The organism is Pseudonocardia sp. NPDC049635, from assembly GCF_040659795.1.
Classification (GTDB): Bacteria; Actinomycetota; Actinomycetes; order Mycobacteriales; family Pseudonocardiaceae; genus Pseudonocardia.
Map to the genome: position 1 here is coordinate 57,412 of NZ_JBFAON010000005.1, position 20,788 is coordinate 78,199.

21 protein-coding genes are annotated in these 20,788 nt (G+C 73.1%); 11 read left to right on the forward strand and 10 right to left on the reverse strand.

Features of this window, described 5'->3' with window-relative positions; translation table 11 throughout:
- Positions 1 to 161 precede the first annotated feature (161 nt).
- On the forward strand, positions 162 to 1,358 hold the full coding sequence (hppD, locus tag AB0J24_RS08570; protein WP_358677539.1) for a 4-hydroxyphenylpyruvate dioxygenase: 1,197 nt from the start codon (positions 162 to 164) through the stop codon (positions 1,356 to 1,358).
- Positions 1,359 to 1,377: 19 nt separating this feature from the next.
- On the opposite strand, the gene AB0J24_RS08575 is transcribed toward hppD, so the two are convergent.
- Positions 1,378 to 2,772 (reverse strand): amidase, encoded by a 1,395-nt coding sequence (locus AB0J24_RS08575; protein WP_358677541.1) that lies wholly within the window; start codon positions 2,770 to 2,772, stop codon positions 1,378 to 1,380.
- 60 nt (positions 2,773 to 2,832) lie between these two features.
- Positions 2,833 to 3,738 carry a LuxR C-terminal-related transcriptional regulator gene (locus tag AB0J24_RS08580; RefSeq protein ID WP_358677544.1) on the reverse strand — a complete coding sequence of 302 codons (906 nt, stop codon included), beginning with the start codon at positions 3,736 to 3,738 and terminating at the stop codon, positions 2,833 to 2,835.
- A 211-nt stretch (positions 3,739 to 3,949) separates the two neighbouring features.
- Here AB0J24_RS08580 and AB0J24_RS08585 point away from each other — a divergent pair, with 211 nt between their 5' ends.
- The gene (locus AB0J24_RS08585; RefSeq protein ID WP_358677547.1) at positions 3,950 to 5,311 is read left to right on the forward strand and encodes an MFS transporter; all 1,362 of its coding nucleotides are present in this window, start codon (positions 3,950 to 3,952) and stop codon (positions 5,309 to 5,311) included.
- Positions 5,308 to 7,017: an AMP-binding protein gene (locus AB0J24_RS08590; protein WP_358677550.1), complete on the forward strand. Its 1,710-nt coding sequence runs from the start codon at positions 5,308 to 5,310 to the stop codon at positions 7,015 to 7,017. The genes AB0J24_RS08585 and AB0J24_RS08590 overlap by 4 nt, the downstream gene beginning before the upstream one ends.
- Before the next feature lie 27 nt (positions 7,018 to 7,044).
- On the opposite strand, the gene AB0J24_RS08595 is transcribed toward AB0J24_RS08590, so the two are convergent.
- Complete coding sequence (locus tag AB0J24_RS08595) at positions 7,045 to 7,665, reverse strand: VTT domain-containing protein (protein ID WP_358677553.1); 621 nt, start codon at positions 7,663 to 7,665, stop codon at positions 7,045 to 7,047.
- A gap of 252 nt (positions 7,666 to 7,917) precedes the next feature.
- Between AB0J24_RS08595 and AB0J24_RS08600 the strand changes: the two genes are divergently transcribed.
- Positions 7,918 to 8,061: a hypothetical protein gene (locus AB0J24_RS08600; protein ID WP_358677555.1), complete on the forward strand. Its 144-nt coding sequence runs from the start codon at positions 7,918 to 7,920 to the stop codon at positions 8,059 to 8,061.
- 30 nt (positions 8,062 to 8,091) lie between these two features.
- Here the strand turns inward: AB0J24_RS08600 and AB0J24_RS08605 are convergent, their stop codons facing one another.
- Positions 8,092 to 8,577, reverse strand: a complete 486-nt coding sequence (locus AB0J24_RS08605) for a MarR family transcriptional regulator (RefSeq protein ID WP_358677558.1) — start codon at positions 8,575 to 8,577, stop codon at positions 8,092 to 8,094.
- A gap of 85 nt (positions 8,578 to 8,662) precedes the next feature.
- Here AB0J24_RS08605 and AB0J24_RS08610 point away from each other — a divergent pair, with 85 nt between their 5' ends.
- The 3 genes from AB0J24_RS08610 to AB0J24_RS08620 are packed head-to-tail and all read left to right on the forward strand — an operon-like array spanning position 8,663 to position 10,917.
- Positions 8,663 to 9,781 carry an LLM class flavin-dependent oxidoreductase gene (locus AB0J24_RS08610; RefSeq protein ID WP_358677561.1) on the forward strand — a complete coding sequence of 373 codons (1,119 nt, stop codon included), beginning with the start codon at positions 8,663 to 8,665 and terminating at the stop codon, positions 9,779 to 9,781.
- Complete coding sequence (locus tag AB0J24_RS08615) at positions 9,781 to 10,395, forward strand: FMN reductase (protein WP_358677564.1); 615 nt, start codon at positions 9,781 to 9,783, stop codon at positions 10,393 to 10,395. Before AB0J24_RS08610 ends, AB0J24_RS08615 begins: the two co-directional genes overlap by 1 nt.
- A gap of 27 nt (positions 10,396 to 10,422) precedes the next feature.
- Entirely contained in the window at positions 10,423 to 10,917 is a 495-nt protein-coding gene (locus AB0J24_RS08620; RefSeq protein WP_358677567.1) for a VOC family protein, read from the forward strand.
- 15 nt (positions 10,918 to 10,932) lie between these two features.
- On the opposite strand, the gene AB0J24_RS08625 is transcribed toward AB0J24_RS08620, so the two are convergent.
- Positions 10,933 to 11,529: a hypothetical protein gene (locus tag AB0J24_RS08625; RefSeq protein WP_358677570.1), complete on the reverse strand. Its 597-nt coding sequence runs from the start codon at positions 11,527 to 11,529 to the stop codon at positions 10,933 to 10,935.
- An 81-nt stretch (positions 11,530 to 11,610) separates the two neighbouring features.
- Between AB0J24_RS08625 and AB0J24_RS08630 the strand changes: the two genes are divergently transcribed.
- Positions 11,611 to 12,498: an alpha/beta hydrolase gene (locus AB0J24_RS08630; RefSeq protein ID WP_358677573.1), complete on the forward strand. Its 888-nt coding sequence runs from the start codon at positions 11,611 to 11,613 to the stop codon at positions 12,496 to 12,498.
- An 8-nt stretch (positions 12,499 to 12,506) separates the two neighbouring features.
- On the opposite strand, the gene AB0J24_RS08635 is transcribed toward AB0J24_RS08630, so the two are convergent.
- The 4 genes from AB0J24_RS08635 to AB0J24_RS08650 all read right to left on the reverse strand — a co-directional run bounded on the left by AB0J24_RS08635 (position 12,507) and on the right by AB0J24_RS08650 (position 17,246).
- Positions 12,507 to 13,493 (reverse strand): hypothetical protein, encoded by a 987-nt coding sequence (locus AB0J24_RS08635; RefSeq protein WP_358677576.1) that lies wholly within the window; start codon positions 13,491 to 13,493, stop codon positions 12,507 to 12,509.
- Between the two features lie 136 nt (positions 13,494 to 13,629).
- On the reverse strand, positions 13,630 to 14,598 hold the full coding sequence (locus AB0J24_RS08640; RefSeq protein WP_358677579.1) for an NAD(P)-dependent oxidoreductase: 969 nt from the start codon (positions 14,596 to 14,598) through the stop codon (positions 13,630 to 13,632).
- Positions 14,599 to 14,638: 40 nt separating this feature from the next.
- A complete protein-coding gene (locus AB0J24_RS08645; protein ID WP_358677582.1) occupies positions 14,639 to 16,435 on the reverse strand; it encodes a choline/carnitine O-acyltransferase in 1,797 nt (598 codons plus the stop codon).
- Between the two features lie 4 nt (positions 16,436 to 16,439).
- Positions 16,440 to 17,246, reverse strand: a complete 807-nt coding sequence (locus AB0J24_RS08650; RefSeq protein WP_358678042.1) for an arpA protein — start codon at positions 17,244 to 17,246, stop codon at positions 16,440 to 16,442.
- A gap of 190 nt (positions 17,247 to 17,436) precedes the next feature.
- Here AB0J24_RS08650 and AB0J24_RS08655 point away from each other — a divergent pair, with 190 nt between their 5' ends.
- Entirely contained in the window at positions 17,437 to 18,177 is a 741-nt protein-coding gene (locus AB0J24_RS08655; protein WP_358677585.1) for an SDR family oxidoreductase, read from the forward strand.
- Positions 18,178 to 18,283: 106 nt separating this feature from the next.
- On the opposite strand, the gene AB0J24_RS08660 is transcribed toward AB0J24_RS08655, so the two are convergent.
- The gene (locus AB0J24_RS08660) at positions 18,284 to 18,526 is read right to left on the reverse strand and encodes a hypothetical protein (protein ID WP_358677588.1); all 243 of its coding nucleotides are present in this window, start codon (positions 18,524 to 18,526) and stop codon (positions 18,284 to 18,286) included.
- Between the two features lie 409 nt (positions 18,527 to 18,935).
- Here AB0J24_RS08660 and ectA point away from each other — a divergent pair, with 409 nt between their 5' ends.
- Together ectA and ectB are read left to right on the forward strand one after the other, a co-directional pair.
- On the forward strand, positions 18,936 to 19,538 hold the full coding sequence (gene ectA / locus AB0J24_RS08665; protein WP_358677591.1) for a diaminobutyrate acetyltransferase: 603 nt from the start codon (positions 18,936 to 18,938) through the stop codon (positions 19,536 to 19,538).
- Entirely contained in the window at positions 19,535 to 20,788 is a 1,254-nt protein-coding gene (gene ectB / locus AB0J24_RS08670; RefSeq protein ID WP_358677594.1) for a diaminobutyrate--2-oxoglutarate transaminase, read from the forward strand. Before ectA ends, ectB begins: the two co-directional genes overlap by 4 nt.

Genomic DNA, 20,788 nt, shown 5'->3' on the forward strand with positions numbered 1-20,788 from the left:
CACCCGGCCCCGCTGGGCCGTGCGCCCAGCAACGGGCGCTGCCCACCGGGTCGATCTGGGCAGTTCCGCCAGCTCGAGATGGGCTGGTTGCCGAGGCTCCTGGAACTGAGGTGTCCTCGATGCCCACCCGTGCCCAGCAGTGTCCACCCGGAGGTGACCCGATGACCGTCGAGCACACCCTCACCGACGCCGAGCGGCTGGCCGAGCTGGACGCCGAGACCCTGCGCCGCCTGGTCGGTCTCGTCGACCACGACGGTTCGCGCGACCCGTTCCCGGTGACGGGCTGGGACGCGGTCGTCTGGGCGGTCGGCAACGCCACCCAGGCCGCCCTGACCTACCAGGTCGTCTACGGGATGGAGCTGGTCGCCTATTCCGGTCCGGAGACCGGTAACCGGGACCACCAGGCCTATGTGCTGCGTTCCGGGGCGGTCCGGTTCGAGCTGCGCGGGGCCGTCGACCCGGCCAGCCCGGTCGCCGACCACCACCGCGCGCACGGTGACGGCATCGTCGACATCGCCCTCGAGGTGCCCGACGTGGACCGTGCCGTCGCGCACGCCCGTGCGCACGGCGCCACCGTGCTCGCCGAGCCGCACGACGTCGCCGACGGGCACGGCACCGTCCGGACCGCCGCTGTCGCGACCTACGGCGACACCCGGCACAGCCTGGTCGACCGTTCCCGCTACACCGGCCCCTACCTGCCCGGCTACGTGGCGCGATCGTCCACGGTCGCCGACCGGGGGCCGCGGCTGTTCCAGGCGCTCGATCACGTCGTCGGCAACGTCGAGCTCGGCCGGATGGACACCTGGGTGGACTTCTACCGCCGGATCATGGGCTTCACGAACATGGCCGAGTTCGTCGGCGACGACATCGCCGGTGAGTACTCGGCGCTGATGAGCAAGGTCGTCGCCAGCGGCAACCACCGGGTGAAGTTCCCGCTGAACGAGCCCGCGCCCGGGCGGCGGCGCTCGCAGATCGACGAGTTCCTGCAGTTCTACGGCGGCCCCGGCGCCCAGCACCTGGCGCTCGCCACGAACGACATCCTGCGCACGGTCGACGAGCTGCGCGCCCGCGGCGTCGAGTTCCTCGACACCCCCGCCGCCTACTACGACGACCCGGACCTGCGCGAGCGCATCGGGCAGGTCCGGGTGCCGATCTCCGAGCTGCGCTCGCGCGGGATCCTGGTCGACCGCGACGAGGACGGCTACCTGCTGCAGATCTTCACCAAGCCGATCGGGGACCGGCCGACGGTGTTCTTCGAGCTGATCGAGCGGCACGGTTCGCTCGGCTTCGGCAAGGGCAACTTCCGGGCGCTGTTCGAGGCGATCGAACGGGAGCAGATGCGCCGCGGCAACATCTGAGCCGGCTCCGCCGCCGGGCTCAGCCCTGGATCCGCGGCCACGGCCGGTCGGCCTCCAGCGCGAACGCCAGCTCCAGCAGGGTGCGCTCGTCGCCCGTGGCGGTGGACAGGTGCACCGCCAGCGGCAGCCCGTTGCCCGCCGTCCCGGAGGGGACCGAGATCGCCGGGGCGCCCGCGACGTTGCACAGCGGGGTGAAGGCCACGTAGTCGAGCAACCGCCGGGTGAGCTCGTCGAAACCGACCGTGGGGCTCAGCCACCCGATCTCCGGCGGAGTGTGTGCCAGCACCGGCGAGAGCAGCACGTCGTGCCGGGTGAACAGTTCGGTGTAGGACTGCGCGACCCGGCGCAACCGGTGCAGGAACACCGGGGTGCGGGCCATCGCCTTGCGGTAGTGGTCGGCGAGACCGTGGGTGAGCGCGTCCAGCCGGTCCGGGTCGAACGTCCGCCCGTGCAGCCAGCGCCCGCCGGTGACCACCGAGAACGCGAGCAGGCCCCAGTAGTCCAGGAAGTCGTCGACGAATCGCGATCCGATCCCGGTGGTCGCCGGCTCCACCACGTGGCCCTGCTTGCCGAGCAGCTCGGCCACCTCGGTGACCGTCCGCCTGGTCTCCGCGTCGACCTGCGCACCGGTCGGGGAGTCCAGGACCAGGCCGATCCGCAGCCGGCGCCGGGCCGGGCCCTCGACCAGGCCGACCGGCGGCAGGGCCGGATTGCGGCGGTACCGGTCGGCGGCGGCGAGGAAGGTCGCGGTGTCGCGCACCGTCCGGGAGACGATCCCGTCGGCGACCAGGTCGATCGGCATCCGGGCACCGGTCGCGTTCGGGGCGAGCCTGCCGCGGGTCGGCTTCAGCCCGACCAGCCCGCAGGCCGCGGCGGGGATCCGGATCGACCCGCCGCCGTCGTTCGCGTGCGCGACCGGCACCACCCCGGCGGCGACCAGCGCGGCGGCCCCGCCGGACGACGCGCCGGCCGAGAACCGCGGGTCCCACGGGTTGCGGGTCGGTTCGGCGGCGGCGAACTCGGTGGACGCGTTCAGCCCGTACTCGGGCATCCGGGTCAGGCCCAGCAGGTCCAGCCCGGTCGCCAGCAGCTGCCGGGTGACCTCGGCGTGCTCCCGGGCCGGTGCCGGGACGTAGGCGGTGGTGCCGTTGCCGACCGGCCAGCCCCGTACCTCGGTGTTGTCCTTGACCAGGGTCGGGACGCCCGCGAACGGTCCGGCCCGCTCACCGGGCACCGGATCGTCGATCCGGTCCAGCGCCAGCCCGTGCAGCTCGGGTTCGACGCGGGCGACCCGCCGGGCGACCGCGGCCCGCAGCTCGGCCGCGGACACCTCGCGGCGGCGGAGCCGGTCGGCCAGCTCGACGGCATCGTCGTCGCCCAGAGCGTCGTCGGAGAACGCGTGCACCCGGCTCATGTCTGCTCATCATGCTCCCCGGGCACCCGGCCGGGAGACCCCACCCCGCCCGGGACGGGGTCACAGGAGGCCGGCGGAGCGGGCTGCGAGGACCGCCTTGGTGCGGTTGTGCACGCCCAGCTTGCGCATCGCGCTGCGCAGGTAGGTCTTCACCGTGTCCACCGCCAGGCCCATCTCCGCGGCGATCTCGGCGTTGCTCGCCCCGACCGCCACCAGCCGCAGCGCCTCGGCCTCCCGGGGTGCCAGCAGCGCGCCCGGAACGGCCGGAGCCGGTCGCGGCCCGGTGAGCGCCCGGTGGATCTGATCGAGCTTGGCCCGCAGACCCGGATCGGTGGTCGTGCGGGCGAGCGCGGCCAGCTCGTCGAGCGCCGTGCTGCGGTCCGGGCCCGCTCCGCCACCGGGGCCCGGGACGACCGGTTCCAGCATCGCCGTCACGTCCCGCGCCACCTGGGTGGCGATCGCACCGGTCCGGCGTACGGCGACGTCACCGATCGGCCGGTCCTCGCGCACGGCTCCGTAGACCACCCCGCGCACCGCCCCGCCCACCATGATCGGGTAGGCGAGGATCGAGGTCAGCTTCTCGTACTCGACGACCGGCAGGTCGTAGTCGTGGGTGATCCCGGACGTCGACGCGTAGTCGTTCACCCGGCACGGGCGCTTGCGCACCATCGCGACACCGCCGAGGCCGCGTCCCGACACCACGTCCAGCTGACGCAGCGAGTCGCCCAGGGTCCCGGCCAGCCGGGTGATCGTCAGCTTCAGCCCGGCACCCGTGCTGCGGGTCGGGCCACCGAACACCACCGGCAGCCCGGTGCTGCGGTGCAGCTCGCCCAGCCGCCGCGCCAGCGAGGTCTCCAGGGTCCGCGCCACCAGGTCCTCCGCCGCACCGTCGGCGGTGTCCCGGGCCGTGTCCGCGGCCGCGTCCCACACCGGGCCACCGGCCCACGCCGTGCCACCGTTGACCACGGGTGCCCTCCATCGGTGCGCGCAGATGTGCTTCTCATCCGCGTTCCGGGTGCGTTCTCGCACGTGTCCCGGCCGGCGTCAAGCCGTCCGAGCAGCCGATACCCCCCGAAGTGGGTATCCCTACTTACGTGGGTAGCGCCACCGCGGCAGGCTCGGTGACCCTCTCGTCCGCCCCGACCGCCCCGACCGCCGCTCGACGAGGAGCCCCGTGATGCCCGACGCGCCCCCACCGGAGACGACGAGACCGGTTCCGCTCCGCAGGGTCGCCGCCGCCAGCTGTGCCGGGACGACGATCGAGTTCTACGACTTCTTCATCTACGGCACCGCCGCGGCGCTGGTGTTCCCGACCGTCTTCTTCCCGGCGCTCGGTGCCACGGCGGGCACCGTCGCGTCGTTCGCGACGTTCGCCGTCGCCTTCTTCGCCCGCCCGGTCGGCGCCGTCGTCTTCGGCCACTACGGCGACCGGATCGGCCGCAAGCGCACGCTCATCTCGACCCTCCTGCTGATGGGGATCGCCACCGTCCTGATCGGGTTGCTGCCGCCCGCCGAGACGATCGGCGTCGCCGCCCCGCTCATCCTGGTCTTCCTGCGTTTCTGCCAGGGCTTCGCCGTCGGCGGCGAATGGGCCGGCGCGACCCTGCTGACCGCCGAGTACGCACCGAAGGAGAAGCGCGGGTTCTACGGCGTCTTCCCGCAGCTCGGCCCGGCGATCGCGTTCGCACTGTCCTCGGGCACCTTCCTGATCACCGGCCTCGTCATGGGCGACGACGACGACGCCTTCCTGACCTACGGCTGGCGGATCCCGTTCATCCTGTCGATCGCCCTGGTCGGCGTCGGTCTGTGGGTGCGGCTGTCGATCGAGGAGACCCCGGCGTTCACCGATGCCCAGGCCCGGGCCAGGGCACAGGCGGCCACCCTGGACCGGTCCAAGCGGCTGCCGTTCCTCGAGGCCGTCCGCGCCCAGCCGCGCGAGGTCCTGCTGTCGGCGGGGGCGCTGACCATGCTGTTCGCGTTCTTCTACATGGGGACCGCCTACCTGACGGCCTACGGCACCGATCCGGACGGCGCCGCGCTGGAGCGCCCGGTCGTGCTGGGCCTGGGAATCGGTGCCTCGGTGGTCTTCGGCGCGGGCATCGTGATCTCGGGGATCCTGTCCGACCGGTTCGGGCGCCGCAACGTCATCCGCGTCTCCTGCATCGCCGGCATCGTCTGGGCGCTCGCGCTGTTCCCGGTGCTGGACATCGGGACGCCGCTGGCGTTCGGGATCGGCCTGTCGGTCACGCTGGTGATCTTCTCCGTCTCCTACGGGCCGGCCGGGTCCTACCTGCCGGAGCTGTTCGCGGCGAAGCACCGCTACACCGGCGCCGGGCTCGGCTACAACCTCGCGGGCGTGCTCGGTGGCGCGGTCCCGCCACTGCTCGCACCCGGCCTGGCCGCCTCGTTCGGCAGCATCGCGATCGGCGTGATGCTGTCGATCACCGCGGTGATCTCGCTGGTCAGCGTGTCGCTGCTGCGCGAGACCAGGAACCGGGCGCTGGAACACGAGACCGAGAGCACGGAGTCACGAGCATGAGCACCAACCACGAGATCCTCAGCGACGCCCGGGACCGGCTCGTCGCGTTGCACGGCGAGCACGAGAAGGCGGTCGCCGACTTCCGCTGGCCCGAGCTGCCCGGCCCGTTCCAGTGGGCGCACGACTGGTTCGACGTGATCGCCGACGGTGACGACCGGCCGGCCCTGCAGATCGTCGAGGAGGACGGCCGTGCCGGCTCCTGGACCTTCGACGAGCTGCGCCGCCGCTCCAACCGGGTCGCCCGCTGGCTCGCGTCGCTCGGCGTCTCCCGCGGGGACAGCGTGCTGGTCATGCTCGGCAACCGGGTCGAGCTGTGGGAGTCGATGCTCGCCGTCATGAAGCTCGGCGCGGTCATCATGCCGACCACGACGGCGCTGGGCGCCGTCGACCTGCCCGACCGGCTCGAACGCGGCGCGGCCCGGTTCGTGATCGCCGACGTCTCCTGCGCGGAGAAGTTCGACGGCCTGCACGACGGTCGGGTGCTGGTGGCCGTCGGCGGGTCGGCGCCGGGCTGGCTGGACTACACCGACGCCGACGGCGTGCCGGGCGCGGACGCCGAGGCTCCGCTGCCGCACCCCGGCACCACCGCCACCGACCGTCTGCTCCTCTACTTCACCTCGGGCACGACCAGCCGGCCCAAGCTCGTCGAGCACACCCAGGCGTCCTACCCGGTGGGGCACCTGAGCACGATGTACTGGCTCGGGCTCACCCCGGGCGACGTGCACCTGAACATCAGCTCGCCGGGCTGGGCGAAGCACGCCTGGAGCTGCTTCTTCGCGCCGTGGCTCGCCGGGGCGACGATCTTCCTCTACAACTACACCCGGTTCGACGCCACGGCGCTGCTCGGCCAGCTGCGCTCCAGGCGGGTCACCACGTTCTGCGCGCCGCCCACGGTGTGGCGGATGCTGATCAAGGCCGACCTGTCCGGCGGGCCGGGTTCGCTGCGCGAGGTCATCGCGGCGGGCGAGCCGCTGAACCCGGAGATCATCGAGCAGGTGCGACGGCAGTGGGGGCTGACCCTGCGCGACGGGTTCGGGCAGACCGAGACCACGGCGTCGGTGGGCAACACCCCCGGCTCGGTGGTCAAGCCCGGGTCGATGGGGCGTCCGCTGCCCGGTGTCCCGGTGGTTCTCGTCGACGAGGCCACCGGCGAGGTCTCCGACACCGAGGGCGAGATCTGCATCGACCTGTCCCGCCGCCCGGTCAGCCTGATGACCGGTTACCTGGACATGCCCGAGCGGACCACCGAGGCGATGGCCGGCGGCTTCTACCACACGGGGGACACCGCGACCCGCGACGCCGAGGGCTACATCTTCTACGTCGGGCGCACCGACGACGTCTTCAAGGCCTCGGACTACAAGGTGTCGCCGTTCGAGCTGGAGAGCGTGCTCGTCGAGCACCCGGCGGTGCTGGAGGCAGCCGTGGTCCCGCAGCCCGACCCGGTCCGGCTGGCGGTGCCGAAGGCGTACGTGGCGCTGGCCCCCGGCTGGGAGCCGAACCGGGAGACGGCCCTGGCGATCCTCGCGCACGCCCGCGAGAACCTGGCTCCCTACCTGCGGGTCCGGCGCCTCGAGTTCGCGGAGCTGCCGAAGACGATCTCCGGGAAGATCCGCCGGGTCGAGCTGCGCCGGCGCGAGACCGACGAACCGGACGCGGCTTCGGCGCTCGAGTGGCGCGACGACGCGTTCCCCGAGCTGCGGGGGTGAGGCCGACGGGCGCGTGCACCCCGCGGGTCAGCGGACGTGCACGCGCCTGCGGGCCGCGGTGGCCCGCACGATCGCCAGCCTGCCGACGACCAGCGCGACACCGACCGCGACCCCGGCGACGAGCAGCAGCCACGGCCTGCTCTGCAGATCCGCGGCGAGCCGGTCGCCCGCCGTGTACCCGACGCCCACGAGCACTGCGGCGCGCACCGCGGTGGTGGGGACGATCCAGGACAGGAAGCGGCGGTAGCCGACGTCGGCCAGGCCGGCCGCGAGGTAGGCGGGGATCGCCCCGACGTCGACGAGCTTCGCCCCGACGACGATCCGGGGCAGGTGCGTGCGTACCTCGCGGGTGAGGGTCTCGCGGCGGGCGTCGGTCAGACCGAACCGGGCCAGCACCCGTGCGACGGCCGGTCGGTCACCGTGCCTGCCGAGCGCGTAGAGCAGGGTGTCGCCGACGACGTCGGCGACCACGGCCGCCAGCCAGACGCCCCACCAGGGCAGCTGCCCGGCCCCGGCCAGCGCGGCCGCGGCCACGGTGACGACCGGGCCCTCGAGGAACGCCCCGAGGCCGATCACGAGGAGCGATCGGACCGGGGCAGCCGGGATCGCGGCCAGCAACGCGGCCACGGTGTCCGACAGTCCGATCACGCAAGCCTCCGATCAGGTACTCCCCGGAGATGGTGCCCTGTCCCTCCGTGCGACCCGACGTCGCCCCGTGGCTCCGGGCCGCTCGTCGCCGGAGCGGCCGAACGGGTGCCGACCGCACCTCCGTCCAGCCGTACATCATCACCCGTACGGCCCTGCGGTCGACATTGCCCGCTGCACCGATGATGGCACCGGATGCTTCGCGCGGCACCACGGCGGTGTCCCGGCGGACGTGCGCGGTGCAATCCTGGGGCGGTGCTGCTGTGGATCCAACTGCTCGTCGCCGCCCTCGTCCTCGCCGGCGGGGTGGCCCTGCTCGTCGTGGGGGCGCTGGTCAGCGGCGGGATCGTCGTCCTGCTCGGCGGGGTGTGGGTGGGATCCTGCCTGCGCAGGGTCTGAACGCCCGCGGCCCCGGCGGTCGGCATCGGATCACCGTGTCGCGCCCGGCCGTGTCCCACCGGGTCGGGTCCCGTCCAGCCGCGCCCCGACGGCGGTGCTGATCCGGGCGAGTGCGTCCACGTCCTCGTCGGTGAGGGCGTCGAAGACCAGCTCGCGGACCGACTCCACGTGCCCGGGGGCGGCCCGCTCGATGGCCGACCGGCCCGCGTCGGTGAGCACCACGAAGTTGCCGCGGCCGTCGTCGTCGCACTCCTCGCGGGTGATCAGCCCGCGCCGCTGCATCCGCGCCAGGTGGTGGGACAGCCTGCTCTTCTCCCACTCCAGCGAGGACGCCAGCTCCAGCACGCGGACCCGCTCGTCCGGCCGGTCGGTCAGCGCCACCAGCACGTCGAAGTCCGCGATCGAGAGCCCCGACTCGGCCTGCAACCTGCGGTGCAGCTCGGCCTGGAGCCTCGCCTGCATCCGCAGGTACCCCCGCCACGCCGCCTGCTCGCGGTCGTCCAGCCACCGTGTCACGCGCCCCAGCCTATCGGAATAGTTGACGCATCACCTATGTTGGAGCAGACTGGTAGTTGACGGATCAATCACCTCGGAGGTAGTCGTGCAGTTCGGAATCTTCTCGGTCAGCGACATCACGACCGACCCGACCACGGGCCGGACGCCGACCGAAGCGCAGCGGATCTCCGACATCGTGACCATCGCGCGCAAGGCCGAAGAGGTCGGGCTGGACGTGTTCGCGCTCGGCGAGCACCACAACCCGCCGTTCTTCTCCTCCTCGCCGACCACGACGCTGGGCTACATCGCGGCGCTCACCGAGCGCCTGCAGCTGTCCACCGCGACCACGCTGATCACCACGAACGACCCGGTGAAGATCGCCGAGGACTACGCGATGCTGCAGCACCTCTCCGGTGGCCGGATCGACCTCACGCTCGGCCGCGGCAACACCGGCCCGGTCTACCCCTGGTTCGGCCAGGACATCCGCCAGGGCATGAACCTGGCGATCGAGAACTACGCGTTGCTGCGCAGGCTGTGGGACGCCGAGGAGGGCGCGACGGTGGACTGGGAGGGCCGCTTCCGGACGCCGCTGCAGGGGTTCACCTCAACCCCGCGCCCGCTCGACGGCGTCCCGCCGTTCGTCTGGCACGGCTCGATCCGCAGCCCGGAGATCGCCGAGCAGGCCGCCTACTACGGAGACGGCTTCTTCCACAACCACATCTTCTGGCCCGCCTCGCACACCAAGCGGATGGTCGAGTTCTACCGCGCACGCTGGGAGCACCACGGCCACGGCCCGGCCGAGAAGGCGATCGTCGGGCTCGGCGGCCAGGTGTTCATGCGACCCAACTCCCAGGACGCGGTGCGCGAGTTCCGGCCCTACTTCGACAACGCCCCGGTCTACGGGCACGGGCCGTCGCTGGAGGACTTCAGCCGGGAGACCCCGCTGACCGTCGGCAGCCCGCAGCAGGTCATCGACCGGACCCTCGGGTTCCGCGACTACGTCGGCGACTACCAGCGACAGCTGTTCCTGATCGACCACGCGGGCCTGCCGCTGAAGACGGTGCTGGAGCAGCTCGACATCCTCGGTGAGCAGGTCGTGCCGGTGCTGCGCACGGAGTTCGCCGCGCTGCGCGCGCCCGGCGTGCCGGACGCGCCGACACACGCCACGCTGGTCGCGGCGAAGGCCGCCGCGGGCACCGACGAGATGGGGACGGAGGCCGCCTGATGACACGCAGGATCGTCGTGGTGAGCGCCGGGCTGTCCACGCCGTCGTCCACCCGGCTGCTCGCGGACCGGCTGTCCGCGGCCACCTCGGCCGCGCTGCGCGACCGGGGCGAGCAGGCCGAGGTCGAGCAGGTGGAACTGCGCGAACACGCCCGTGATCTGGCCGACCACCTGCTCACCGGGTTCCCGAACGCCTCGCTGTCGCCGGTGCTGGACTCGGTCGCCGGGGCCGACGCGCTGATCGCCGTGACGCCGATCTTCGCGGCGTCCTACAGCGGCCTGTTCAAGACCTTCGTCGACGTCCTCGACCGGGACGCCCTGACCGGCACCCCGGTGCTCGTCGCGGCCACCGGCGGGACGGCGCGGCATTCGCTGGCCCTGGAGCACGCGATGCGCCCGCTGTTCGCGCACCTGCGCGCCGTGGTCGTGCCGACCGCGGTGTTCGCCGCTCCCGAGGACTGGGGTGCGACCGACTCGTCGAGCACCCTGGCGGCCCGGATCGAGCGGGCCGCTGGTGAGCTCGCCGACGCGGTCACGAACCGGCCCCGGGCGGCCCGGACCGCCGGCTTCGACGACGTACCGGACTTCACCGCACTGCTCGCGCGCCAGCACTGATCCACATCACCGAAGGGAACGATCGCCATGAGTACGAACGTCGCGGTTCACGACGCCGAGCGTGACCGGATCCGCCGGACCCACCTCAAGCCCGCGGGCGAGCGGCCGGCGTCGACCGCCCGGGGCCTGCACCACACCGCGCTGGTCAGCTCGGACGTCGAGCGGACCGTGCGCTTCTACCAGGACGTGCTCGGCTTCCCGCTGACCGAGCTGATCGAGAACCGGGACTACCCGGGTTCCTCGCACTTCTTCTTCGACATCGGCAACGGGAACCTGCTCGCCTTCTTCGACTTCCCCGGGCTCGACCTGGGCCCGTACGCCGAGGTGCTCGGCGGGCTGCACCACGTCGCGATCAGCGTCGAGCAGGACCGGTGGGACGCGCTCGTCGCCCGCCTGACCGAGGCCGGCGTGGAACACGAGGTGCACTCCGGCGTCTCGGTGTACTTCCGCGATCCCGACGGTGCGCGGATCGAGCTGATCGCCGACCCGCTCGGGGAGATGTACGGCGAACAGGTCCTCTAGGACCGCGAAGCCCGATCAGCGCCGGACGCTGACGTGCACGTGGTCGAAGTGCCCGCCGGTCGCGTCCTCGGGGTCGTAGACACCGCCGCCGTCGTAGGGACGGCCCCAGCCGTCCCTGCCCTCCCCGGTGTCACCGGCGCCGCGGTACCAGATCCGGCCCTGCCAGATCACGTAGCGCACCCGCAGCTCCGAGGAGTTCTCGCGCAGCCAGTCCGCGACCGCCCAGCCGTCGTCGAGGTCGGTCCCGGCCGGGAACTCGCCGTACCCGGCCGGGAAGAAGTCGCAGGCCCGGCCCGCGGGGTGGTCGCTGGAGGGGTTCCAGGCGTGCTCGGACCAGCAGGTGAGCGACCGGACCGGCGCATCCGGGCCCGGCTCGCCGAAGCGGGCCACCGCGGCGTCGTGCAGGCGCAGCGCGCTCGGCGTGAGGCAGCCGGCGGAGGTGGGATCGTCCTCGGTGCACTGCTCCGGCGGAGGCGGATCGACGATCTCCCACAGGTCGTCGGTGGTCAGGCCGCGGCTGTCGGCGAACCACACGAGCGCGCCGCCGAGCAGCACGAACACCAGCAGCACGCCCAGCCAGCTCGTGATCCGTCGGCCCACCGTCCCCGGCACGATCTCCAGCGTACGGCGATGAGTTTCCGGGCTCGCCCCGGTCGGAACCCGTGCAGGCCGAACCGACCGGGAGGTACCACCGTGACCGGCACCGCAGAGAGCGCAGGAACCCTCGTCGACGCCGTGCTGGACGTCGCCGGGGCCCGGATCCACTTCGACGTCCGCGGCACCGGACCGCTGCTCGTGCTCGTCGGTTCCCCGATGGGGGCGGACGGGTTCGCCGCGTCGGCCGCGCTGCTCGCGGCCGACCACACCGTGGTCACGTTCGACCCGCGCGGTACCGGCCGCAGCCCGGTCGACGACGTGGACGCTGACTCCCCGGTGCCGGTGCGCGCCGCCGACCTCGCCGCGCTCGTCGAGCACCTCGGGCGGGGCCCGGCGACGCTGGTCGGGTCCAGCGGCGGCGCCGTCGTCTCGCTCGCGCTGATGCAGACCCGGCCCGAACTCGTGCGCGCGGTCGTCGCGCACGAGCCGCCCCTGCAGGAGCTGCTGCCCGACGCGGCCGCCCGCCGGGAGACCACCGACGAGATGGTGCGGCGCTACCACGAGCAGGGCCCGGCCGCGGCCTGGGCGCTGTTCATGGAGGCGGCGAACCTGCCCGCCGGCGGGCCGGACGGCCCCGGCGATCCGACTGCCGACGGACCGGGGGACGCGGGAGCCACCGGCCTGCCCGGCGCCGACGACCCCGACCCGGGCCGGGAACGCCAGGACGCCGACGAGCGCCACTTCTTCCTGCACGAGATGCGCGAGACCGTCCGCTGGTCACCCGATCTCGACATCCTGCGTGGCCGCCGGGTCGCCGTCGGCATCGGCGAGGACTCCGACGGTCAGCTCTGCGACCTGACCTCCCGGGCGCTGGCGACCGGGCTCGGGATCACGCCCGAGCGGTTCCCGGGCGGGCACGTCGGGTTCATGGAGCAGCCCGAGGCGTTCGACGCGCGGCTGCGCGACGTGCTCGCCCGGTTGTGAGGGCCGGCTCAGCCCCCGGCCCCGCCGAACAGCGGTGAGGTGCTCAGCGCGTCGCGCAGCTCCAGCCACGCGAGGAACCCGTACACCGCACCCGCCAGGAAGATCAGGCAGGACAGCGACACCAGCACGTAGGTGATCACCCGCAGCGCGGTGAGGGCGGCCGGTTCCTTCCGCGCCGCGGCGGCCGACGCGGGTGCCGGGGCCGGTACGGACCCGCTGCCCGGCGCCGACGCCGTGGCCGGTGCCCCGGCCGGGTTGCCGAACCGGGCGGCGGCGGCCTCGGCGACGGTGGCCGGCCGGTTCCCGGGGGCCGCGGCGCGCTGGGCCGGTACGGCCACCGCCGGCCCGGTCGCCGGGTCGGGGTCGTCCCGCTCGGCGACCGCAGTTCCTGATCCCGCCGCCGCCGCGGAGTCGCGGGGGGCACCGTCCCGGTCGTCGGCCGGGACGTGGCGGGCCGCGGGCGCGGGCGGTGCGCCGGCGTAGGGCGGGCCGCCGTCGATGGCGGTCCCGCCGCGGGAGGCCGGGTCGCCGTACTCGCCGTAGCCCGGACGCGGGCCGGTCTCGTGGCGCAGGCCGGTGTCGGGCACGGGCCTGCGGGCCCCCGCCCCGGTGGACGGCACCGGGTAGGCCGGCTGCCCGCCGACGGGCCCCGGCTCCGGAACCTCGCCGCCGTAGCCACGCTGGTCCAGGTCGACCTGCCCGCGCTGCGCGGGCCGACCGTGTCGGCCCTGATCACCGTGGCCACCCGGGTCGGTGCTGCGGTGCGGCTCGGCGGCGCGGTCGCCGTACAGGTCGTCGTGACCGTCGACGGCCGGGGCAGGGCGCTCCACCGGGCGGGCCGCCCGCAGGTCCGGGTAGCCGCCGGGGTGCTGCTCGCCCTGGTACGAGTCCTGCGGGAAGTCGTGCTCCGAGCGGCCGTGCCGGGGCTGCGGGGACGGCCGCGCCCCGGCGGTCCCGTCGTCGGGGTGGGGCCGGGGCTGCTGCGGGCCGGTCATGCGGACCTCCGGTGCTCGGTGCTCGGTGCTCGTGCTGCGGCTGCGGTGACTCCGACTGCTACGTCACCCATACCGCCGTACGCACCCATGGCGTTAGCCCCTGGGGCCCTCAGTCACCTGGTCCGGTGAGTCGAACTCACGATGTGTACACGCCGGTGGGCTCTGCGTGGTAACCCTTCGTCCCGACCTCCGCCGCGAGCGGGCTGCCCGGACCGGCCCCGGAGCGCAACCGTTCGGCGATCGCCCGGGCGTCCCACCGTGGTCGCCAGCCCAGCTCCGCCACCGCACGGGCCGACGAGTAGACGCGATCCACCCCGGGCACCGCCCAGCCCCGCTCGTCCAGCAGCGCGGCCACCTCCGGTGCCCGCCGGGCCAGCACCGCGGGTACATCGGTGGCGAGCCCGGCGAGGTCGTCGCGGGTGAACGGGGTGGGCGCGCTGATCACGTACCGGGCGAACCCGAGCTCCGGTGCCCGCCGGGCCGCCGCCAGGTGCGCGGACACGACGTCGGCGAGATCGACCCGGCGGTGGCAGAACTCGACCAGCTTGGTCGCCGCGTCGTCGAACCGCTGCCGGACGTCGTCCCGGTCGTCGGCCTCCGGGAAGAACCGCGATGTCCGCAGCACCACCACCGGCAGGCCCGGGTCCTGTGCGGCGAGCTCGCACAGCTCCTCGGCGGCGGTCTTGGTGGCGCCGTAGATGTTGCGCACCCGCGGGACGACGCTCTCGTCGATCCAGGTCACCCGACCCTCCCCGATCAGCGCCCGGCCGAACGCCGACGTCGACGAGGTGAACACGACCCCGGCGACCCCGGCCGCGGCCGCGCACTCCAGCACCGCGAGCGTCCCGGAGACGTTGCTGTCGACGAAGTCCTGCCGGGTGTGCGACCCGACGTGCGGCTTGTGCAGCGTCGCGGTGTGCAGGACGTGCGTGACGCCGGTCAGGGCGTGGGCGAGCGCGGCCCGGTCGGACAGCGGGGCGACGACGTCGGTCCAGGGCGACGACGTCCGGTCCAGCCCGGTGACGCCCACGCCGTCGGCGCGCAGTGTGCGGACCAGCGCCTCACCGAGGTGCCCCGAGCTGCCGGTGACGAGGAATCGCTCCATCGGCGCAGCCCAGCACGGCTTCGCGCGGATGGCCAGTCGATTACCGCGCCAGCAGCGCCACCAGCTCGCCGATCACCACCCGCAGCTCGCGCGCGAACGCCGCCATCGGCCCGGCCTGGTCGGCGGGGGTGGACAGGTGCAGGTGGAACCGGTCGGGCAGCAGCACGTAGGCGACGCCGATGCAGCGTGAGCTGGTCGAGCCGAACCCGAAGTACCGGACGTTGCGCGACGGCGCGGAGCTGGTCGACAGCCAGTCGTCACGCATGATCGTCCAGCCGGGGGAGGAGAACACCGCGAGCGGCCCGGTCGCGCCGAGCTCGGCGCCGCGGCGGCGCTGGATCCACTCCAGCTCCCACAGGTGCTGCTCGGGCGCGTCGCCCTGCTGGCACTGGCGGGCGCGGGTGACGTGCGCGTCGGTGGCGGCCCGCAGCGCGGTGCGCCGGTCGTCGGCGGAGGCCTGCGGGTCCTGCATGAGATCGACGAAGGCGACCATCTCGGGGGTCACCACGCGCATCGCCTCGGTCCGTCCGCGCCGGAACTGCCGGGTCGCGATGGACTCGTAGGTGGCCCCGGTGACGCCCTTCGCCCGCCGGTGCGCGACCTGGTAGGCGGCCTGCACGAAGGCGTCCGGTGAGACCCCCAGCGCCTTGGCGGTGTCGGCGCCGAAGTCGTCGACGGCGACCAGGGTGGTGGCGGTGCCGTCGAGGAACGCGGCGAACTCGTCGTGCGCCCGGCGGATCGCGGCGCGCAGGTCGTCGTCGAGCACGAACTCCAGCTCGGCGGCGGTGGGCGCACCGTGCGGGCGGGCGCCCGCGCGCTCGGCGTGGGTCACCACGGTATCGGCGAACATGGCGTCCACCAGGGTCAGGACGGTCGTGCCGTCCAGCTCGCAGTGCTCGATGTTCACCCCGGCGGTGCCGTCGGGAAGCACCACGATCGACAGCGCCTTGTCGAACCAGCGGTTCCCGGAGTCACCGGCCAGCAGCGTCCGGGCGGCGGCCGTCTCGTCGGCCGGAGCGTCATCGTCCAGGCAGATCGCGAAGAGCGCCCGCTCGACGACGTCGACGGCCTCGGCGTTGGCCGGGTCGAGACCGGTGAGCCGGCCCCGCACGGCGGCCCACCCGGCGCGGGCGAGGGTGGTCAGCGAACCGACGGCCTCGTCGAACCCGGCCCGCGCGGGGTGCGCGTCCCGGATCGCGCGCAGCGCACCGGCGATCTCGTCGACGGTGTGCAGCGCACCGTCGGAGCCGAACACGTCGAGCCGGTGGATCCGGCCCCGGCACAGCACGACGACGTGCCGTTCGGTCGACGGCCCCGGCCAGGCGTCGCTGTAGGGGGTGCGGACCGTGTCCTGCGGGTCACCCGGGATCCGGGTGGTGGAGAAGATGTGTCTGCTCTGGTCCATCGACTGCGGGCCGCCCCGGCCCGCGGGCGCCGGGAACGTCCCGGCGTCCAGGTCCACCTTGTGCCCGATCGCGGCGGTGGCCAGCTCCGCCGCGCGCAGGCACTGGTCCGGTGTGCCGGGCCCGAACAGGAAGAAGAAGTTCGCGTTCAGCGCGATCCGGTCGCGGCGGCCCAGGTAGCGCGACGGCCAGAACTCGTCGAGCCAGCTGTGCGCGGTCGCGTCGAACCGCTCCAGGTCGGCCTGCAGTACCGACGCGGTGCCACCGGGGATGAGCAGCTCGCGCGCCGCGTCGGCGGTCCGGTCGTACTCGTCCGGGGTGAGCAGCGGCGCGCACCACTGCAGGAACCGGTCGACCGAGGCGGACAGCGTGGGCAGCGGCACCTTCGGCAGGTCGTCGTCGGCCGCGAAGGTCGCGGGTGTCTGCTCCGTCACGGCGTCAGTCCATCAGCCCGTCGACCCGCACGGAACGTGGCCCCCCGTGTGCGGGCAGCGTCCGGCCGAACAGCTGCCGGGTGCGTTCGGCGCTGCCGATGACGCCGGGCCGGCCGCTGTAGGAGAAGATCGCGGTGTGCCGGTCGGTCGCCCCGCGCACCGTGGTGACCCGGTGCAGCGAGTACCGGCCGTAAAACAGCTGCAGGTCCCCGGGCCGCAGCCGGAGCCGTCGTACCCGGCCGGCATCCTCCCCCGCCAGGACGGCGGCGACCTCGTCGGTGTTCTCCGCGCCGGCCGACCGGATGCCCGGGACGTACTCGAAGATCCCACCCTGCTCCGGGGCCCGGGTGAGCAGGCTGATCGCGACCTCGTTGGTGTCGAAGTGCCAGGGGTGCGACCGGCCGCCGGAGACCACGTTCAGGCACAGACCGGCGAGCGGATCGGCGAGCTCGTGCAGTTCCGGCACACCGACGCAGGCGGCGAGGAACGCGCGGAACGCCGGATCGGGATAGAGCCGGTGGATCAGCCCGGTGACCGGGATCCGGTCCCGGGCGACGAAGGCGTTGCCCCGCTCCAGCGGCACCCGGGCCGGATGGTCGGCGGGCAGCGCCGGGTCGGGCTCGGTGTTGTAGACGTTCACCACCCGGGTCTCGTGGTGGGCCAGCGGCGCGATCTGCTCGCCCTCGGCGCGCAGCCGGTCCCGGAAGGACGCCCGCACGAACCCGGACAGCACCGCGCAGCCGTCCCCGGCGAGTGCGTCGTGTGCCGCGCGCACCGCCGCCGACCAGCGCGGCGTGCCCGGCTCGTGCAGCGGATAACGTGCGAGGTCGACCGGTTCCAGGCTGGGCCGCACCGATCAGCTCCTTCGCACCGGGCGGCGTCGGCGCCGCCTGTCGATGGTCGAGCCCATCCAAACCGTTACCAGCTCGCATTGTCCACGGTGTGTCACCGAACGGTCAGGCACCGCGGTCCGTCGTTCTCGGACCGGTCACACTGCGGTCATGACCGTTCTCGTCACCGGTGCCTCCCGCGGGGTCGGCGCCGCGACCGCCCGGCTGCTGGCCGCCCGGGGCCGGGACGTCGTCGTCGCGCACCGGGCGTCACCCGGCGAGGCCGAGCAGGTCGTCACCGACTGTCGCGCGACCGGGGTGCACGCCCGCGCGGTCGCGGCCGACGTGACCGGCACCGACGGCGTCGAGCGGCTGTTCGAGGCCGCGGCGGACATGCCGGGCCCGCTCACCGGGGTGGTGGTGAACGCGGGTGGCGCGCCGTCCCGGCAGCGTGTGGAGGACATGAGCGACGAGCGGATCGACGGTGTCCTCGCGCTCAACCTGCGTGCGGCGCTGGTCTGCTCACGCGCTGCGGTGCGCGCGCTCTCGCCGCGGTACGGCGGCGAGAGCGGGGTGCTGGTGCACGTGACGTCGCGGGCCGCGGTGCTCGGCTCGCCCGGCGAGTGGAACGACTACGCCGCCGCGAAGGCCGGTGTCGAGGCGCTCGTGGTGGGACTGGCGAAGGAGGTCGCGATGGACGGCGTCAGGGTGGCCGCGGTCCGGCCGGGACTGCTGGACACCGGGTTCCACGCCCGGGCGGGCGAGCCGGGCCGGGTGTCCCGGATGGCGGCGTCGATCCCGATGGGCCGCGCCGGACGGCCGGACGAGGTCGCGGCGGCGGTCGCCTGGCTGCTGTCCGACGAGGCGAGTTACGTGACCGGTGCCGTGCTGGACGTGGCCGGTGGTCGGTAGCGCGCTGCGGCGAGCGGACGGATCAGGCAGGGCGGATCAGGCAGGGCGGATCAGGCAGGGCGGATCAGGCAGGGCGGATCAGGCAGGGCGGATCAGGCAGGGCGGATCAGGCACTGCGCGCCGAGCGGGCCAGCGAGGCCCACGAGCGCTTGCGCTGGGCGCGGCGCCCGATGCCGGAGGTCTCCGCACACAACAGGCAGCGGTCCCCGGGGGGTGAGGCCAACGAGGCGGGAAGCACGACGTGCCCGCACATCGCCGTGCAGTGCCCGGCACCGGAGGCCAGCGAGTCGGCGAGCACCGCGTGCGGGACGACGTGGCTGTACCCGTCGCGGGCGCAGGTGACCGTCACGTTCTGATCGGGCGCCGGAGCGGGAGGCTCGGCCGGAAGGGTCGGCGACGGCACCTGGCGCGCACCTGCGGGCGGTACCGACACGGCTCTCCTCCGGTTGATGTGCGGCGGAGCATCCATGGTCACCCCGGCCCCGTGCAGATGCAAGTGCATCCGCACGAACGGCCGAACGCGGCTCCGCCTCGTCGCGGAGCGTGGCGAGCGACACCACGACCGATTCGAGTGGCCCGCGAGCCGCCTGCCGGCGGGGGGCCGACACCCCCGGAAACCCGGCCGCTCGCTGGGAGGACGTCCGATTCGTCCGGCCGGTTGCCCGGTGTGCTCGCGGTCACGATGTCGGTGACCCGAGTCGGTGGTCCGGGCCGTCAGCGGCTGCGACCGGTCGTGCGGCCCGTTAATCTCGTCCGACATGATCGCACCCGAGCAGGCCGAACCTCGGGCGTCCGCGTCGACCTCCGGAGCAACGATGTCCCCGGAGCGGACCGACGCCGACGCCGGAGGGGACCCTTCGTACGAGATCGTGTCGCCGGACCCGGCCGACGGGGTGCAGATGTGGCGGCTCGCGGTGGAGTCGCAGACGCTGGACGCGAACTCCCGCTACGCCTACGTCCTCTGGTGCCGTGACTTCGCCGGTTCCTCCGTGATCGCCCGCCGGGACGACGGCCGGGCCGTCGGCTACGTGACCGGCTACCTGCGTCCGGGCCGGCCGCGGACGCTGTTCATCTGGCAGGTGTGCGTGGATCCGGCCGCCCGCGGGGCGGGCCTGGCCGGCCGGATGCTGGACGCGGTGTGGGACCGGACCGCCCGTGACGCGGGGACGGACCGGATGGAGACGACCATCACCCCGGACAACGAGTCGTCCATCCGCCTGTTCACCTCCTTCGCCACGCGACACGACACGACGATCGAGCGGGAGGACCTGTTCGGTCCGGACCTGCTCGGTGACGAGCACGAGCCGGAGCACCTCTACCGCATCGGCCCGATCGCAGCAGAAAAGGTTGAGAACACATGACCGTTTTCGAGGATCTCGAGTCCCAGGTCCGGAGCTACTGCCGAAACTGGCCGGTCGTCTTCGACACGGCCAAGGGCAGCCGACTGACCGATGTCGACGGCAACTCCTACCTCGACTTCTTCGGCGGTGCCGGGGCACTGAACTACGGGCACAACCCCGACGTGCTCAAGAAGCCGCTGATCGAGTACCTCACCCGGGACGGCATCACGCACGGCCTGGACATGTACACCTCGGCGAAGGGTGAGTTCCTCACCACGTTCGAGGACATCGTCCTCAAGCCGCGCGGGCTGGAGTACAAGGTCCAGTTCCCCGGCCCGACCGGGGCGAACGCCGTCGAGTCCGCGCTGAAGCTGGCCCGGAAGATCACCGGCAGGGAAGCGTTGATCAACTTTACCAACGCGTTCCACGGCATGACCCTGGGTGCGCTGTCGGTGACCGGCAACTCGATGAAGCGCGGTGGCGCCGGTATCCCGCTCGTGCACTCTACGCCGATGCCCTTCGACAACTACTTCGACGGCAAGATGCCCGACTTCCTGTGGTTCGAGAAGGTGCTCGACGACACCGGGTCCAGCCTCAACGAGCCGGCCGCGGTGATCGTGGAGACGGTGCAGGGCGAGGGCGGCCTGAACCCGGCCCGGATCGAGTGGCTGCAGGGCCTCGAGGACCTCTGCCGCCGCAAGGGGCTGCTGCTGATCGTCGACGACGTCCAGATGGGCTGCGGCCGGACCGGTCCGTTCTTCTCGTTCGAGATCGCCGGGATCAAGCCCGACATCGTCACGATCTCGAAGTCCATCTCCGGTTACGGCCTGCCGATGGCGCTGGTGCTGATCAAGCCGGAGCACGACCAGTGGGGTCCGGGCGAGCACAACGGCACCTTCCGCGGCAACAACCCGGCCTTCGTCACAGCCACGCACACGCTGCGGAACTGGTGGACCGACGACACCCTGGAGAAGGACACGATCCGCAAGGGCGAGAAGATCGAAGAGGGCTTCCACAAGATCATCGCCGACAACCAGGGCACCGAGATGTTCGCCAAGGGCCGGGGTCTGGCGCGCGGCATCCAGTTCGAGGAGGAGGGGCTCGCGGAGAAGATCGCGGGCAAGGCCTTCGAGCGCCGGATGCTGCTGGAGACCGCCGGCCCGAACGACGAGGTGCTCAAGCTCCTGCCGCCGCTCACGACCACCGATGACGAGATCGACGAGGGACTTGCGATCATCGGCGAGTCCGTCCGAAGCGTCATCGGGAGCTGA

Bases quoted from the DNA above. Each gene is read 5' to 3' on its own strand.
- hppD (WP_358677539.1), top strand. From the start codon at position 162: ATGACCGTCGAGCACACCCTCACCGACGCCGAGCGGCTGGCCGAGCTG.
- AB0J24_RS08575 (WP_358677541.1), bottom strand. From the start codon at position 2,772: ATGAGCCGGGTGCACGCGTTCTCCGACGACGCTCTGGGCGACGACGAT.
- AB0J24_RS08585 (WP_358677547.1), top strand. From the start codon at position 3,950: ATGCCCGACGCGCCCCCACCGGAGACGACGAGACCGGTTCCGCTCCGC.
- AB0J24_RS08590 (WP_358677550.1), top strand. From the start codon at position 5,308: ATGAGCACCAACCACGAGATCCTCAGCGACGCCCGGGACCGGCTCGTC.
- AB0J24_RS08615 (WP_358677564.1), top strand. From the start codon at position 9,781: ATGACACGCAGGATCGTCGTGGTGAGCGCCGGGCTGTCCACGCCGTCG.
- AB0J24_RS08620 (WP_358677567.1), top strand. From the start codon at position 10,423: ATGAGTACGAACGTCGCGGTTCACGACGCCGAGCGTGACCGGATCCGC.
- AB0J24_RS08635 (WP_358677576.1), bottom strand. From the start codon at position 13,493: ATGACCGGCCCGCAGCAGCCCCGGCCCCACCCCGACGACGGGACCGCC.
- AB0J24_RS08640 (WP_358677579.1), bottom strand. From the start codon at position 14,598: ATGGAGCGATTCCTCGTCACCGGCAGCTCGGGGCACCTCGGTGAGGCG.
- AB0J24_RS08655 (WP_358677585.1), top strand. From the start codon at position 17,437: ATGACCGTTCTCGTCACCGGTGCCTCCCGCGGGGTCGGCGCCGCGACC.
- ectA (WP_358677591.1), top strand. From the start codon at position 18,936: ATGATCGCACCCGAGCAGGCCGAACCTCGGGCGTCCGCGTCGACCTCC.
- ectB (WP_358677594.1), top strand. From the start codon at position 19,535: ATGACCGTTTTCGAGGATCTCGAGTCCCAGGTCCGGAGCTACTGCCGA.